Raw genomic sequence first — 12,784 nt, 5'->3', positions numbered from 1 at the left:
AGTGGAGCGTGGTGCGAAATCAGTGGTGCTCGTGGGCCATCGCGAGGTACACGACGGTCAGGACCATGAAGATGAAGGCCTGCAGCGCGATGATCAGGATGTGGAAGATCGCCCAGGCGGTGTTGAACGCCACGCCGAACGGGAAGGTGATCCACGACAGGAACAACCCCGAGATCAGCATGAACACGAGCTCGCCCGCGTACATGTTGCCGAACAGTCGCATGCCCAGGCTCACCGGCTTGGACAGGTATTCGACGAGGTTGAGGAAGAGGTTGGGCAGCGCGAGGACGATCTTCGCGATCGTGCCGTGCGCATGGAACGGCGCGGTGAACAGTTCCTTCGTCAGGCCCCAGCCGCCCTTCGCCTTGATCGAATAGAAGATGATCAGGAAGAACACGGTGATCGACAGCGCGAACGTCGTGTTGACGTCGGCCGTGGGGACCATGCGGAACTTGAAGTGGTGCGCGGCCTCGGGGCCGGCGGTTGCCGTGACGGCGCCGCTGATGAGATCCAGCGGCAGCAGGTCCATGGCGTTCATGAAGAACACCCAGACGAAGATGGTGAGCGCGAGCGGCGCGATGAAGCGGCGATCGCCGTGGAAGGTGTCCTTGACCTGGCTGTCGACGAACTCGACGACGATCTCGACCAGCGCCTGCGCCTTGGACGGCACGCCCGACGTCGCCTTGCGCGCCTGCGACCACAGCAGGAAGCAGCCGAGCAGGCCCACGGCCAGCGCGATGAGCCACGAGTCGAAATGGAAGCCGTCGCCATTCACCGGCACCACGTTGTGCGTGAGGTGATGGACGATGTATTCGGTCAGGCCACCGCTGCTCTTTTCAGGACTCACGCCGCTTCCTCTATGCCCAAAGTTTCGTTGCCACCAGCAAGGCCACCGCGGCGGATGCCGCGCCGGCCAGCACCGCCAATGGCGGGAGGTGCCAGACGCCAATCGCCAGGAACAACCCGGCGAACACCACGACCCACTTCGCGGCCATCCCCACCAGGAGGCGACCGAGCGCCAGCCCCGCGGTGGACACGCCGCCGCCGAACGCACCCAGCGCCGCCACGAGGCTGCCCAGGGTCATCGCTGCACCGCCGACACCGGCTCCGAGCGCGGCCTCGCGGCCGGACAGCAGGCAGGCCAGCGCTGTCGCGAGCGTGACGGCGCCTTGCAGGGCGGCCGTACGCTGCGCCAGCCGGCGGCCCGCGGCGACGGAATTCAGCACGCGCGTGGATCCGGGGGAGGTGGCGAAGATGCCGCGGACAGCAAACGGCTCCGCGAAGCCGCGAAAGTATAGCGGTCGGCCCGCACCCCCGGCAACCGCCGGAACCGCGCGAAAACATGGGGTTAGGTAGCGGATTGCGCCCCCGGGCGCGAAAGCGGCCGGTGCGGCTTGAACCTTTCGGCACCGGCCCGGTCAGTTTCCGTCGAGCCCGTCGCTACTTCCTCGTCGGTCCTCGCGGCAGGCTCCCGGAGCCCCGGCGCTCGAAGCGTCGGGGCTTCGCCTTGTCCGGGGTTACTTCTTCTTCGGCACGTACAGGTCGGTGACGGTGCCTTCGTAGACCTCGGCCGCCATGCCGACGGATTCGCTCAGCGTCGGATGCGGATGGATGGTCGCGCCGATGTCCGCCGCTTCGCAGCCCATCTCGATCGCCAGCGCGACTTCGCTGATGAGGTCGCCTGCATGCACGCCGACGATGCCGCCGCCGATCACGCGATGCGTGGCCTCGTCGAACACGAGCTTGGTGAAACCTTCGGTGCGATCGATGCCGATCGCGCGCCCGCTCGCGGCCCACGGGAACTTGCCCGTGCCCACGTGCAGGCCCTTCGCCGCGGCTTCCGCTTCGGTGACGCCGACCCACGCGATTTCCGGATCGGTGTACGCCACCGACGGAATCACGCGCGCGACCCACTCGCGCTTCATGCCGCTGGCGACTTCCGCGGCCAGGCGCCCTTCGTGCGACGCCTTGTGCGCGAGCATCGGGTTACCGACGAGGTCGCCGATCGCGAAGATGTGCGGCACGTTCGTGCGCATCTGCTTGTCGACGGGAATGAAGCCGCGCTCGGTGACCTGCACGCCGGCCTTCGCCGCATCGAGCTTGTTGCCGTTCGCGCTGCGGCCCACGGCGACGAGCACGCGGTCGAACGTCGTGCGCGCGGGCTTGCCCTCGCCTTCGAACGTGACCGAGATGCCGTCCTTCTTCGCCTCGCTCGCCGTGACCTTCGTCTTGAGGTGCACGTTGACGCCCTGCTTCTTCAGGCGCGCGGCGAGCGGCTTGACGAGATCCAGGTCCGCGCCCGGCATCAGTTGATCGAGCAATTCGACGACGGTGACTTCGCTGCCGAGCGCGCGGAACACCGTCGCCATTTCCAGGCCGATGATGCCGCCGCCCACGACGAGCAGCGTCTTCGGGATTTCCGCCAGTTCCAGCGCGTCGGTGGAATCCATCACGCGCTTGTCGTTCCAGTCGAAGCCCGGCAGCTTCACCGGCTGCGATCCGGCCGCGATGATGCAGTGCTGGAAGCGCAGCAGCTGCGTGCCGCCCTCGCCCGTGATTTCCAGTTCGTTGGGCGAGACGAATTTCGCCGTGCCCTGCACCGTGCGCACCTTGCGCTGCTTCGCCATGCCGGCCAGGCCCTTCGTGAGCTGGCCGACCACTTTGTCCTTGTACTTGCGCAGCGTGTCGAGCGTGATTTTCGGCGCACCGAATTCGATGCCGAAATCCTTCGCGTGCGCCGCTTCGTCGATCACGGCCGCGGCATGCAGCAACGCCTTCGACGGAATGCAGCCCACGTTGAGGCACACGCCGCCGAGCGCGGCATAGCGTTCGACGAGCACGGTGTCCATGTCGAGGTCGGCCGCGCGGAACGCGGCGTTGTAACCGCCGGGGCCCGCGCCGATCACGACCATCGCGCATTCGATGTCGGCCTTGCGGCCCGACGCGGCGGCGGGTGCCGGGCCGGCGGGTTGCGTGGGCGCGGCAGGCGACGGCGTCACCGGCGGTGCGGCGGCGGGTGCGGGCTTCGCGGGCGCGGGCGCCGCAGCCTTCGCGGGCGCGTCGGCCTTCGCAGCCACCGGCGCTTCGCTCGCGCCTTCCGCTTCCACGATCGCCACGACGCTGCCTTCCGACAGCTTGTCGCCGACCTTCACCTTCAACTCGACGATCTTCCCCGCCACCGACGAGGGCACTTCCATCGTCGCCTTGTCGGATTCGAGCGTGACCAAACCTTGGTCCTGCTTCACCACGTCGCCGACGGCAACGAGCAATTCGATCACGGGGACGTCGTCGTAACCGCCGATGTCGGGGACCTTCACTTCGGTGCGGGTGGCCATCAACGTTCCTTATTCAACAGCAGTGGGGTCTGGCGATGGATCACAACATCGCGCGGCGCATGTCGCCGAGCAGTTGCGCCAGGTACGCCGTGAAGCGCGCGGCCGCCGCGCCGTCGATCACGCGATGGTCGTAGCTCAGCGACAGCGGGAGGATGAGGCGCGGCGCGAACTGCTTGCCGTCCCACACCGGCTTCATCGCGGACTTCGACACGCCGAGGATCGCGACCTCCGGTGCGTTGACGATCGGCGTGAAGCTGGTGCCGCCGATGCCGCCCAGCGAGCTGATCGAGAAACACCCGCCGCTCATCTCCGCCGGGCCCAGCTTGCCGTCGCGCGCCTTGGCGGCGAGTTCGCTGGTTTCCTTCGCGATCTGCAGCACGCCCTTCTTGTCGACGTCGCGCACCACGGGCACCACGAGGCCGTTCGGCGTATCGGCCGCGAAGCCGATGTTGAAGTACTTCTTCAGCGTGAGGTTCTCGCCGGCCGCATCGAGCGACGCGTTGAAGTTCGGGTACTTCTGCAGCGCGGACACGCTGGCCTTCATCAGGAAGGCGAGCATCGTGAGCTTGAGGCCCGCCTTCTCGTTTTCCTTGTTGAGCGCGACGCGCAGCGCTTCGAGGTCCGTGATGTCCGCATCGTCGTGCTGCGTGACGTGCGGGATCATCGCCCAGTTGCGCGCGAGGTTGGCGCCGGAGATCTTCTGGATGCGCGTGAGCGGCTTGACTTCGGTCTCGCCGAACTTCGAGAAGTCCACGTGCGGCCACGGCAGCAGGTTCAAGCCACCGCCGGCATGCGCAGCGCCCGCGGCCGGTGCACCACCGCCGGCCAACGCACGCTTCACGTATTGCTGCACGTCTTCCTTGAGCAGGCGGCCGTTCGGGCCCGTGCCCTGCAGTTGCAACAAGTCGACGCCGAGTTCGCGCGCGAACAACCGCACCGCGGGACTGGCGAACGGCACCTTGCCCGGCATCAGGCCTTCGGCATCGAACGCCACCGGCGGCGAACGCGGCGGCAGCGCTTCGGCATCGATGCCGGGCTTGTCGTCGAGCGCGGCGCGCGCGATCGTCGTGGACGGCGCGGCGGCGATGCTTTGCTTCGCGATGTTGTCGGGTTGCGTGGAAGCGGCCACGGGTTCGACGCGTTCGCCGGTTTCGGCAGCGGGCTTCGATGCCGGCGGCGTCGGCGCAGCGGCCGGTGCGGCTTTCGTTTCCGCGGCGGGCTTTGCATCCGCGGCCGCTTCACCGGCCGGTTCGATCAACGCGACCACGCTGCCTTCCGACAACTTGTCGCCCACCTTGACCTTCAGCTCGACGATCTTGCCCGCGAACGGCGCCGGCACTTCCATCGTCGCCTTGTCCGATTCGAGCGTGACCAGGCCCTGGTCCTGCTTCACCACGTCGCCGACGGCAACGAGCAATTCGATCACGGGGACGTCGTCGTAACCGCCGATGTCGGGGACGCGCGCTTCCTTGGGGTCGGCCATGGCGATTCCGCGGGGGTGGAGAAAGGACGGCTATTGTGGCCGCCAAGGCGCGGTGCGCCAACCGCAGTGCTTCACGCCGAGGATTTCACGCCCATAAAAAAAACTCCCGCGTGGGGGCACGGGAGTTGAAGGCGCCGCGTGGGGCGGCGCCGGGGGGGTTCGGGATCAGCGCTTGGCTTCGCGGATGTCCACCTTGGCGTCCAGCAGGTCCAGGCGATCGCCACCGGGGAGGCGGAAGGCCAGCGCATCGTCGATCTCGTCGAGTGCTTCCATGCGGCGGCAGAGCTGTTCCGCGCGGGCTTCCAGCAGCTTGGCGCGCGGTTCGACGCGGCGCTCGACCTCCTTGTCGATCGAGTTCAGCCGGTCGATGCGCGCGGTGTCGCCGCTGAAGGCCGCGCCGATCGCGCCGCCCACGATGTCGCCGATGACGACCGGCAGCGCTTCGCCGATGGCGTCGGCGATGCCCTTGCCGAGATCGTTGCCGTTGAAACGATTTGCGGTGACCGAGCGCGCGAGGCGCACGTCGATCTGCGCGCGGGCCTTCGCGAGGTGCGCGCGGGTCTCGTCCGGCGTGGCGCTCAAGCCGGCGGCCACTTCGCCCAGCGTAGTGAATGCGATATCGGCGGCATCGCGGCCGATGGCCTGCGCCAGCGGCATGGTGGCGCGCGCCTGCTTCTCGTATTCGGCGATGCGGGCGCTGTCCTGGCTGGAGAGCGTCACCCACTTGTCATCGATGAACAGGCGGCCGTTGCGCATGACGATCGCTTTCGGCGTGCCGATGTTGCGGGTGAGGATGACGGACTTCGGGGTGATGCTGAGGTCGTAGTCGCTGTCGACCTTGCACTCGAAATCCTTCGCGCTGGCCGCCAGGCTGGCGGCGGACAGGCCAATGGCCGCTGCAACGCACAACGCTTTCTTCGTGCCGGGCATCTTCATCCGTGCAACCTCTTTTCCCTTCGTGGGACGCATCATGCAACCCGCGTGCCGGATCGGCACGTGCCGGTGGGTGGCATGACTCTCGTCATGGTCACTTCCACCACTGCAACCAAGCGTCGCATCGGCGCATCTTCCATGGCGTGGCAACCCCCCAGCCACGCAGAGGTGCCGTCATGTATTCCATCCAACATGTCCTGTGGCGCGGCGTGATGGCAGTCAGCCTGCTGGTCGTCGGCGGATTCGGTGCGTATTCGGCCCCGGCGAACGCGCCTGCCTACATCGCCTGCGAAGACACCGCCCTCGTCGCCAACGCGATGCAGCCGGTGGCCGAGCTGGCCGCGATCGAAGTGCACGCGCACGTGGCATCGTTCCGCCACGTGCAGTTCGACACGATCGTGGTGAAAGGCATTCCGCCCGAGGATGCGTGATCGATAGCGGCGTGAAGCGCGCGTCCATGCACGCGCCCCGCGCTGAACGATGCGTCATCCACTTCATGGCGCGGTGAAAATCCGCGCCGCATCCGCAACACGCTGCACGCATCACCCGTTGGTGTTCATGCGCCGTCCCCGAGGATGGCGCCGCCCCATCTCCCCGGGGCTCCAAAGAACACTTACGAGGAGAACGCAATGCAGCACCACTTCTTCAATACCCGAACCCTTGCCATCGCCGCGGCGCTTGCCATCGCACCGGCCGCCTTCGCGCAGGATGCGACCACCACCGCGCCGAAGCGCTTCAACGCGACGGTCGGCTATTCGCACATGATCCCGAAGTCCAACCCCGGCAACGTGGGTGGCAGCGCCGTCGACCTCGACGGCAAGGGCGCCGCGACGTTGAGCGGTACGTGGATGGTCAACGACAACGTCGGCGTCGAACTGTGGGGCACGCCCGACAAGTACGCGCACGACGTGAATCTTTCCACCGGCCACGGCACCATCAAGCAGCAGCCCATCGCGGTGAGCGGCCAGTACCACTTCGGCAACGCCGCGCAGCCGATCCGTCCGTTCGTGGGCCTGGGCTACTACCAGGCGAACATCGACAGCGAGACGTTCGACCCCACCGTCGCGGGCGGCCAGCACGTCGGCTTCGATACGCCGAAGGGCGCGATCGCGACCGTGGGTGCTGACTTCAACATCACCGACACGTGGTTCGCGCGTGCCGATGCGCGTTACATGAAGGGCGATTCGGACGTGACGGTCAACGGCGCCAAGGTGGGCCAGTTGCAGCTGGATCCGATCGTGGTGGGCGTGGGCGTGGGTGCGCGCTTCTAAAAGCCCGCACACGCAGTGACACGGGAACGGGCCTTCGGGCCCGTTCTCTTTTACGGATGCTCCGATTCCACGTGCACCGCTTCGCGTCGCAGCAGGTAGAGGCCGCTAGCGACGATGATGCCCGCGCCGATCCACGTGACCTTGTCCGGGAGCACGCCCCACAGCGCGAGATCCAGCGCGACGCCCCACACGAGGGCGGTGTATTCCAGCGGCGCGATCAACGACGCCTCGCCCCACTTGAACGCGAGCGTGATCGCGTACTGCCCCAGCGCACCGGCCACGCCCAGGCCCGCGATCAGCGGCCAGTGTTCGCGCTGCACCGGTTGCCAGTCGGGAATCGCCAGCACGCCTGCACCGAGCGCCATCAGCGCGAGCAGCCAGACCATCATGGCCTGGATGGTGTCGGTCTTCGCCAGCAGGCGCACGGTGATCGCGGACACCGCGTACGACAACGCCGCGAACAGCACGGCCACGCCGGCCATGCTCAACACGCCCTCGCCCGTCGGTCGCAACACCACCAGCACGCCGACCAGGCCGATCGCGATCGCGGTCCAGCGCCGCGGGCCGACGTGTTCGCCGAGGAACGGCACGGACAACGCGGTGATCAGCAATGGGGCGACGAAGAAGATCGAATACGCCGTCGACAACGGCAGGGAGCGCAGCGCGTAGACGAAGCTCGCCATCATCGCGATGCCGAGCACGCCGCGCAGCAGGTGCAACGACCAGCGCACCTGGAACAACGGGCGCAGGCCCGTGGTGGCCGCCGCCCACGCCAGCACCAGCGGCAACGACGAGGCACCGCGCAGCGTCGCCACCTGGAACGCCGGGTAGTGCGCCGAAAGCAGCTTGAGCATCGAGTCCATCACCGCGAACAGCGCGACGGCGGCGAGCATCAGGCCCACCGCGCGCAGGCGGCGGGTGTCGTGGGGGAGCGACGCGTCCATGCGCGACAGCTTGCGGCATCGACGCCCCGCCCGCCACCTGCACGCGGCCGCCACGCGCGAATCGGCAGCCTGCGGCGATGCCCGAAGGTCCCTCCATCGTCATCCTGCGCGAGCAGGCCGCGGACTTCGCCGGCCGAAAGGTGCTGCGCGTGGAAGGCAACACCCGCGTCATCGACATCGCGCGCATGCAAGGCAAGACGCTGCTGGCCGTGTGCAGCTGGGGCAAGCATTTCCTGCTCGTGTTCCCGGGCTTCGCGCTGCGCGTGCACTTCCTGCTGTTCGGCAGCTACCGCATCGACGAGCGCAAGGAGAACGCCAACCCGCGCCTGAGCCTCGGGTTCGCCAAGGGGCGGGAGCTGAACTTCTACGCGTGTTCGTGCAAGTACATCGAGGGCGACCTCGACGACGTATACGACTGGAGCGGCGACGTGATGGCCGACGCCTGGAACCCGCGCGCCGCACGCCGCAAGCTCGCGCTGCGCCCGGACACGCTGGCCGCCGACGCGCTGCTCGACCAGGACGTCTTCGCCGGCGTGGGCAACATCATCAAGAACGAAGTGCTGCATCGCATCCGCGTGCACCCCGAGAGCGAGATCGGCGCCCTGCCCTCGCGCAAGCTCGGCGAACTCATCCGGGAAGCGCGCGACTACAGCTTCGACTTCTACGAATGGAAGAAGGCCTTCGTGCTGCGCAAGCACTACCAGGTGCACACGAAGAAGACCTGCCCGCGCGACGGCACGCCGCTGAGCTACCGCAAGCACCTCGGCCGCGCCCGCCGGCGCGCGTTCTGGTGCGACACGTGCCAGCGCCTGTATCGCTAGACTGCGCGGCATGACCGACGCCACGCCCCCGCAAGACCCGATCGCCGACACCCGCCGCTGGCTCGAACGCGCCGTCATCGGTTTGAACCTCTGCCCGTTCGCGAAAGCGGTGTACGTGAAGGACCAGGTGCGCTTCGTGCTGAGCGATGCGACGACCGAATCCGCGCTGCTCGCCGAACTGGGCGAAGAACTCGCGCTGCTGCGCGACACCGACCCGTCGCAGATCGACACGACGCTGATCGTGCATCCCGACGTGCTGCGCGATTTCCTGGACTACAACGACTTCCTCGAAGTCGCCGACGGCCTGGTCGAAGAGATGGACCTGGACGGCGTGCTGCAGGTGGCGAGCTTCCATCCCGACTATCGCTTCGCCGACAGCGGCGAGGACGACGTGGAGAATTTCACCAACCGTTCGCCGTATCCCACGCTGCACCTGCTGCGCGAGGACAGCGTGTCGAAGGCGGTGGCCGCGTTCCCGGATCCGGACGTGATCGTGGCGCGGAACGTGGAGACGTTGCGCGAACTCGGCGTGGCAGGCTGGAAGCAGTTGCTCGCCGACTAGGGAGTGAACAGGCGCACGCGATCCGCGTCGTCCAGCGCGATCCATTCGCCTTCCGGCAAGTCGCCGAGCGTCAGTCCGCCCACCGCGCTGCGGTGCAGCGCTTCGACGTGGTTGCCCACGGCCGCGAACATGCGCCGTACCTGGTGGTAGCGGCCTTCGGTCAGCACCAGGCTCGCATGCCTGGCATCGCGCACTTCGAGCGTCGCGGGCGCCAACGGTGTGTTCTCCGCCTCCAGCATCAACGTACCGCTGGCGAACAATTCGGCTTCATCGCCGCGCAGGTCCTGCGCGAGCGTGGCTTCGTAGCGCTTGGGCAAATGCGCCTTCGGCGACACGATGCGATGCAGCAGGCCGCCGTCGTCCGTCATCAGCAGCAAGCCGCTGGTATCGCGATCCAGGCGCCCCACCGTCGACAGCAACGGCGCGCGCAACCGGAAACGCGGCGGCAACAGGTCGTAGACGATGCGGCCCTTGTCCTTCGTCGAGCACGTGTAGCCGGTCGGCTTGTGCAGCATCAGCAGGATGCCGGGTGGCAGATCGAGCGGTTCGCCGTCCACGCGCACGTCGTCGTGCGCCGGTTGGTCGTCCGCGTACAACACTTCGCCTTGCGCATCGGTGATGCGTCCCTCGCGGAACATCCACGCCACTTCCTTGCGGCTGCCGTAGCCCAGGTTCGCCAGGTGCTTGACCAGTTTCATTTGCCGCGCACCGCTTCGACCACCTTGAAACCGCCGGCTTGCGCCAGCGTGCGCGTCGTGCCGAAGCGCGCGTCGAGCACCGATTCGTACGGCAAGTGCCGATTGGCGACGAGGAACAACCGCCCGCCGGGACGCAACGCATCGGCGGCCGCGGTGATGAAGCGTCGCCCGATGTCGGGCCGGTCCGCGCGCCCGTGCGCATGGAACGGCGGATTGCTTACGATGAAGTCGTAATTGCGACGCGGCAGGCCTTCGCCCACGTCGGACCAATGGAACGTGGCGCGCGGTTCGCCGGCGAGATTGGTGCGCGCCAGGTCCAGCGCGCGCGCCTCGGCTTCGTACAGGTCGAGCGCGGTGACCTTCGGTGCACGGGCGAAGACTTCCGTCGCGAGATAGCCCCAGCCTGCACCGAGATCCGCACCCCGCCCCGCGAGGTCGGCGGGCAAATGCTTCACGAGCAAGGCGGACGCCGGATCGATGCGGTCCCACGCGAACAGCCCGGGCCGGCTGGTGTAACGCCCATCGACGATCGCACGCGGTGCGTCGAGGTCGCGCCATTCCGCGCGCAACGTTTCGTCGATCGCCAGCGCCGTCGTCCAGAACACGCGGCAATGCTGCTTCGACAACACCGACACCGGGCCGGCCAGTTTCGCCAGGTCCGACTGTCCCGTCTTCGCGCCTTCGTCGTTCTGCATGCAGGCCAGCACCACGCCATCGTCCGTGCATTGCGACACCGCGCGCGCGAACAACGCACGCGCTTCATCGCGCTGTCGCGGCGGCAGCACCAGCACCAGCGGGAAGCGATCGGTCACCGGATCGGCCTGCACCATCAGTTGCGATCGCTGCAATGCATCGAATGCGGGCTTGAACGTCTGTTCGCACACCAGGCCCGTGCGGCCGGCGGCATGCAGCGGCCAACCGTCGCGCGCGCGCAGGAACAAGGCGCCGCCGGTGCGCGGCCAGGGCAGCGCGCCGGTGTCGATGGCGTGGAAGAGGACTTCGAGCGCGGGGTCGTGGTCGCGCGTGGCGGGCAAGGTCATGCCGCGCAGTTTACGCGGCGTGCGGTGCGTGCCAGTGCTTGCGGAGCTGGTCGGTGAGCCACGACGCCCCGATGCAGGCGCCGAGCGCGAGCGCCCAGTTCACCGCCACGGCCGAGTCCAGCTTCAGCGCCTCGAGGATCGGCGCGACCCATGCATGGCCGTACACCGCCACCACCACGGCGGCCGAAAGCCCGAATACCGCGAGGATCGTCCGCATGAGGATGCTTTCGAAACGCGCATCGGCCTGCGCGCCCATCGAGGCGCGACGCGCGACCTGTGCAGCGAAATCGACCGGCAACGCATCCGGCAACGGCCCGCGCAATACCTCCGCCATGACGCGATAACGATCGGCCAGCGGATCGTCGGTGGCGGGCATGCCGGCGCGCGCGGCGAGGCGTGCGCGTTCCTGCGCCTGCCATTCCAGTTCGTCGCGGGGATCGAAGTGTTCGGTGTTCATGCGGTGGCTCCCATCCGCGCTTCCAGGGCCTGGCGCAGGCGCTGTCGGCTGCGGAACAGATGACTCTTGATGGTGCCTTCGGCGAGACCGGTCATCGCGGCGATCTCGGCGATCGGGACTTCATCCAGGTGATACAGGGTGAGCAGCGTGCGCTGCATGGGCGGCAGCTTCTCGATTTCCGCGTGGAGGCAGCGTGCGGATTCCTCGTCGGCGGTCGCGCCTTCCAGGTCGAAGCCATCGCCCACGTTTTCGAGCAGCGCCTGGTGCGCTTCCGGGTCGGCCGCATCCTGCAGCGGGATGCGCTTGCGCTCCAGGTGCCGCTTGGCGACCGAATAGGCGACCTGCCCGATCCAGCCCTGCAGCGAGCTCTCGCCGCGGTACTGGTGCAAATACTTGTGCACGCGCAGGAACGCGTCCTGGCACAGCTCCCGCGTGTCGTCCGGCTGCCGGACCATGCGCTGGATGATGTGGAAGCACAGGCCCTGGTATTGCTTGACCAGGCGCTCGAAGGCCCCGCGCTCGCCGGCCTGCACCGCGTCCACGAGCGCCCGGTCGGCCGCCAGGGAAGCCAGGCGGTCGGGGGCGGCGTCCGGGGCGGGCGCGACGGAATTCAGGCGGGGACCTCCATCCATGAAAGGTCTGGATACGCCTTCGGCGTGATCGGTTGCAACGGGACCGGGGACCGGGGACCAGGGACCAGGGAACGGCCGAAGCGATCCGCTCTGCTTTTGGTCCCCGGTCCCTGGTCCCCGGTCCCGGCTTCTGCAACCACGACGCCCCACGCTGTATCTCCCGTTCCGTACCCACCAGCCAGAGCGGCCCACATGAACTTCGAAATCCTGATTCCCATCACCCTGTTCCTCGCCATCGCCTACGTCATCAAGGTGATCGTGGACGCCCGCGTCCGCAAAGCGCTCATCGGTGCCAATGGCTCGGAAGACCTCGTCCGCTCGATCATGGCCGGCGAAGACATGCGCCAGAAGCACAGCTCGCTGCGCTGGGGCGTCACGCTGGTCGCGGTCGGCATCGGGTTCGGCCTGATCGAAGTCGGCGGCTGGGAAGAAATCACCCCCGGCGTGATCGCGGTCCTGGCGCTCGCCACGGGCGTGGGCAACCTCGCCTACTACTTCCTGACGCGCCGCCTCGCGAACTGATCCATCGCGCTTCCCGAACCGGCGTTGGGCGCACCCCGCTTAACGCCGGTTTGATCCCACCGCAACGCCGCTTGCCAGAGGATGCG

The 12,784-nt window shown here is 67.6% G+C and carries 15 protein-coding genes; 5 read left to right on the top strand and 10 right to left on the bottom strand.

Going from position 1 to position 12,784, the window contains the following annotated elements; translation table 11 throughout:
• Window positions 1-19 precede the first annotated feature (19 nt).
• The 5 genes from atpB to LYSCAS_RS08000 all read right to left on the bottom strand — a co-directional run bounded on the left by atpB (window position 20) and on the right by LYSCAS_RS08000 (window position 5,748).
• On the bottom strand, window positions 20-847 hold the full coding sequence (gene atpB / locus LYSCAS_RS08020; RefSeq protein WP_213437438.1) for a F0F1 ATP synthase subunit A: 828 nt from the start codon (window positions 845-847) through the stop codon (window positions 20-22).
• Window positions 848-857: 10 nt separating this feature from the next.
• Window positions 858-1,226 carry an ATP synthase subunit I gene (locus tag LYSCAS_RS08015; protein ID WP_213437436.1) on the bottom strand — a complete coding sequence of 123 codons (369 nt, stop codon included), beginning with the start codon at window positions 1,224-1,226 and terminating at the stop codon, window positions 858-860.
• Window positions 1,227-1,517: 291 nt separating this feature from the next.
• Window positions 1,518-3,335 (bottom strand): dihydrolipoyl dehydrogenase, encoded by a 1,818-nt coding sequence (gene lpdA / locus LYSCAS_RS08010; protein ID WP_213437434.1) that lies wholly within the window; start codon window positions 3,333-3,335, stop codon window positions 1,518-1,520.
• A gap of 40 nt (window positions 3,336-3,375) precedes the next feature.
• Window positions 3,376-4,818 carry a dihydrolipoyllysine-residue acetyltransferase gene (locus LYSCAS_RS08005; protein WP_213437432.1) on the bottom strand — a complete coding sequence of 481 codons (1,443 nt, stop codon included), beginning with the start codon at window positions 4,816-4,818 and terminating at the stop codon, window positions 3,376-3,378.
• 165 nt (window positions 4,819-4,983) lie between these two features.
• The gene (locus tag LYSCAS_RS08000; RefSeq protein WP_213437712.1) at window positions 4,984-5,748 is read right to left on the bottom strand and encodes a DUF2884 family protein; all 765 of its coding nucleotides are present in this window, start codon (window positions 5,746-5,748) and stop codon (window positions 4,984-4,986) included.
• A gap of 179 nt (window positions 5,749-5,927) precedes the next feature.
• Between LYSCAS_RS08000 and LYSCAS_RS07995 the strand changes: the two genes are divergently transcribed.
• Window positions 5,928-6,182: a hypothetical protein gene (locus LYSCAS_RS07995; RefSeq protein ID WP_213437431.1), complete on the top strand. Its 255-nt coding sequence runs from the start codon at window positions 5,928-5,930 to the stop codon at window positions 6,180-6,182.
• Between the two features lie 198 nt (window positions 6,183-6,380).
• Window positions 6,381-7,022: an OmpW/AlkL family protein gene (locus tag LYSCAS_RS07990; RefSeq protein ID WP_213437429.1), complete on the top strand. Its 642-nt coding sequence runs from the start codon at window positions 6,381-6,383 to the stop codon at window positions 7,020-7,022.
• 50 nt (window positions 7,023-7,072) lie between these two features.
• Here LYSCAS_RS07990 and LYSCAS_RS07985 read toward each other — a convergent pair whose 3' ends face one another.
• On the bottom strand, window positions 7,073-7,966 hold the full coding sequence (locus LYSCAS_RS07985; RefSeq protein WP_244858708.1) for a DMT family transporter: 894 nt from the start codon (window positions 7,964-7,966) through the stop codon (window positions 7,073-7,075).
• A 77-nt stretch (window positions 7,967-8,043) separates the two neighbouring features.
• Between LYSCAS_RS07985 and LYSCAS_RS07980 the strand changes: the two genes are divergently transcribed.
• Both LYSCAS_RS07980 and LYSCAS_RS07975 read left to right on the top strand, forming a co-directional pair.
• Window positions 8,044-8,787 carry a DNA-formamidopyrimidine glycosylase family protein gene (locus tag LYSCAS_RS07980; RefSeq protein ID WP_213437427.1) on the top strand — a complete coding sequence of 248 codons (744 nt, stop codon included), beginning with the start codon at window positions 8,044-8,046 and terminating at the stop codon, window positions 8,785-8,787.
• 10 nt (window positions 8,788-8,797) lie between these two features.
• On the top strand, window positions 8,798-9,349 hold the full coding sequence (locus LYSCAS_RS07975; protein WP_213437425.1) for a DUF1415 domain-containing protein: 552 nt from the start codon (window positions 8,798-8,800) through the stop codon (window positions 9,347-9,349).
• Here LYSCAS_RS07975 and LYSCAS_RS07970 read toward each other — a convergent pair.
• From LYSCAS_RS07970 to LYSCAS_RS07955, 4 genes are read right to left on the bottom strand one after another with little or no spacing between them, the layout of a single operon-like run.
• Complete coding sequence (locus tag LYSCAS_RS07970) at window positions 9,346-10,047, bottom strand: pseudouridine synthase (protein ID WP_213437423.1); 702 nt, start codon at window positions 10,045-10,047, stop codon at window positions 9,346-9,348. The two genes, LYSCAS_RS07975 and LYSCAS_RS07970, sit on opposite strands and share 4 nt — an antisense overlap.
• Window positions 10,044-11,087: a class I SAM-dependent methyltransferase gene (locus LYSCAS_RS07965; protein WP_213437421.1), complete on the bottom strand. Its 1,044-nt coding sequence runs from the start codon at window positions 11,085-11,087 to the stop codon at window positions 10,044-10,046. The genes LYSCAS_RS07970 and LYSCAS_RS07965 overlap by 4 nt, the downstream gene beginning before the upstream one ends.
• A gap of 10 nt (window positions 11,088-11,097) precedes the next feature.
• Entirely contained in the window at window positions 11,098-11,544 is a 447-nt protein-coding gene (locus tag LYSCAS_RS07960) for a hypothetical protein (protein WP_213437419.1), read from the bottom strand.
• Window positions 11,541-12,176: an RNA polymerase sigma factor gene (locus LYSCAS_RS07955; RefSeq protein WP_213437417.1), complete on the bottom strand. Its 636-nt coding sequence runs from the start codon at window positions 12,174-12,176 to the stop codon at window positions 11,541-11,543. The genes LYSCAS_RS07960 and LYSCAS_RS07955 overlap by 4 nt, the downstream gene beginning before the upstream one ends.
• Window positions 12,177-12,368: 192 nt before the next feature.
• Here LYSCAS_RS07955 and LYSCAS_RS07950 point away from each other — a divergent pair, with 192 nt between their 5' ends.
• Window positions 12,369-12,698 carry a DUF6249 domain-containing protein gene (locus LYSCAS_RS07950; RefSeq protein WP_213437415.1) on the top strand — a complete coding sequence of 110 codons (330 nt, stop codon included), beginning with the start codon at window positions 12,369-12,371 and terminating at the stop codon, window positions 12,696-12,698.
• The last annotated feature ends 86 nt before the right edge of the window (window positions 12,699-12,784 follow it).

This window comes from Noviluteimonas caseinilytica, assembly GCF_018406605.1.
Lineage (GTDB): Bacteria > Pseudomonadota > Gammaproteobacteria > Xanthomonadales > Xanthomonadaceae > Noviluteimonas > Noviluteimonas caseinilytica.
Note: the sequence above shows the minus strand (reverse complement) of the source record. Positions and strands in the feature narration are given on the sequence as shown.

Bases quoted from the DNA above. Each gene is read 5' to 3' on its own strand.
- LYSCAS_RS08000 (WP_213437712.1), bottom strand. From the start codon at position 5,748: ATGCCCGGCACGAAGAAAGCGTTGTGCGTTGCAGCGGCCATTGGCCTG.
- LYSCAS_RS07970 (WP_213437423.1), bottom strand. From the start codon at position 10,047: ATGAAACTGGTCAAGCACCTGGCGAACCTGGGCTACGGCAGCCGCAAG.
- LYSCAS_RS07975 (WP_213437425.1), top strand. From the start codon at position 8,798: ATGACCGACGCCACGCCCCCGCAAGACCCGATCGCCGACACCCGCCGC.
- LYSCAS_RS07950 (WP_213437415.1), top strand. From the start codon at position 12,369: ATGAACTTCGAAATCCTGATTCCCATCACCCTGTTCCTCGCCATCGCC.
- LYSCAS_RS07980 (WP_213437427.1), top strand. From the start codon at position 8,044: ATGCCCGAAGGTCCCTCCATCGTCATCCTGCGCGAGCAGGCCGCGGAC.
- LYSCAS_RS07985 (WP_244858708.1), bottom strand. From the start codon at position 7,966: ATGGACGCGTCGCTCCCCCACGACACCCGCCGCCTGCGCGCGGTGGGC.
- LYSCAS_RS07990 (WP_213437429.1), top strand. From the start codon at position 6,381: ATGCAGCACCACTTCTTCAATACCCGAACCCTTGCCATCGCCGCGGCG.
- LYSCAS_RS08005 (WP_213437432.1), bottom strand. From the start codon at position 4,818: ATGGCCGACCCCAAGGAAGCGCGCGTCCCCGACATCGGCGGTTACGAC.
- lpdA (WP_213437434.1), bottom strand. From the start codon at position 3,335: ATGGCCACCCGCACCGAAGTGAAGGTCCCCGACATCGGCGGTTACGAC.
- LYSCAS_RS07955 (WP_213437417.1), bottom strand. From the start codon at position 12,176: ATGGATGGAGGTCCCCGCCTGAATTCCGTCGCGCCCGCCCCGGACGCC.
- LYSCAS_RS07960 (WP_213437419.1), bottom strand. From the start codon at position 11,544: ATGAACACCGAACACTTCGATCCCCGCGACGAACTGGAATGGCAGGCG.
- LYSCAS_RS07995 (WP_213437431.1), top strand. From the start codon at position 5,928: ATGTATTCCATCCAACATGTCCTGTGGCGCGGCGTGATGGCAGTCAGC.
- LYSCAS_RS07965 (WP_213437421.1), bottom strand. From the start codon at position 11,087: ATGACCTTGCCCGCCACGCGCGACCACGACCCCGCGCTCGAAGTCCTC.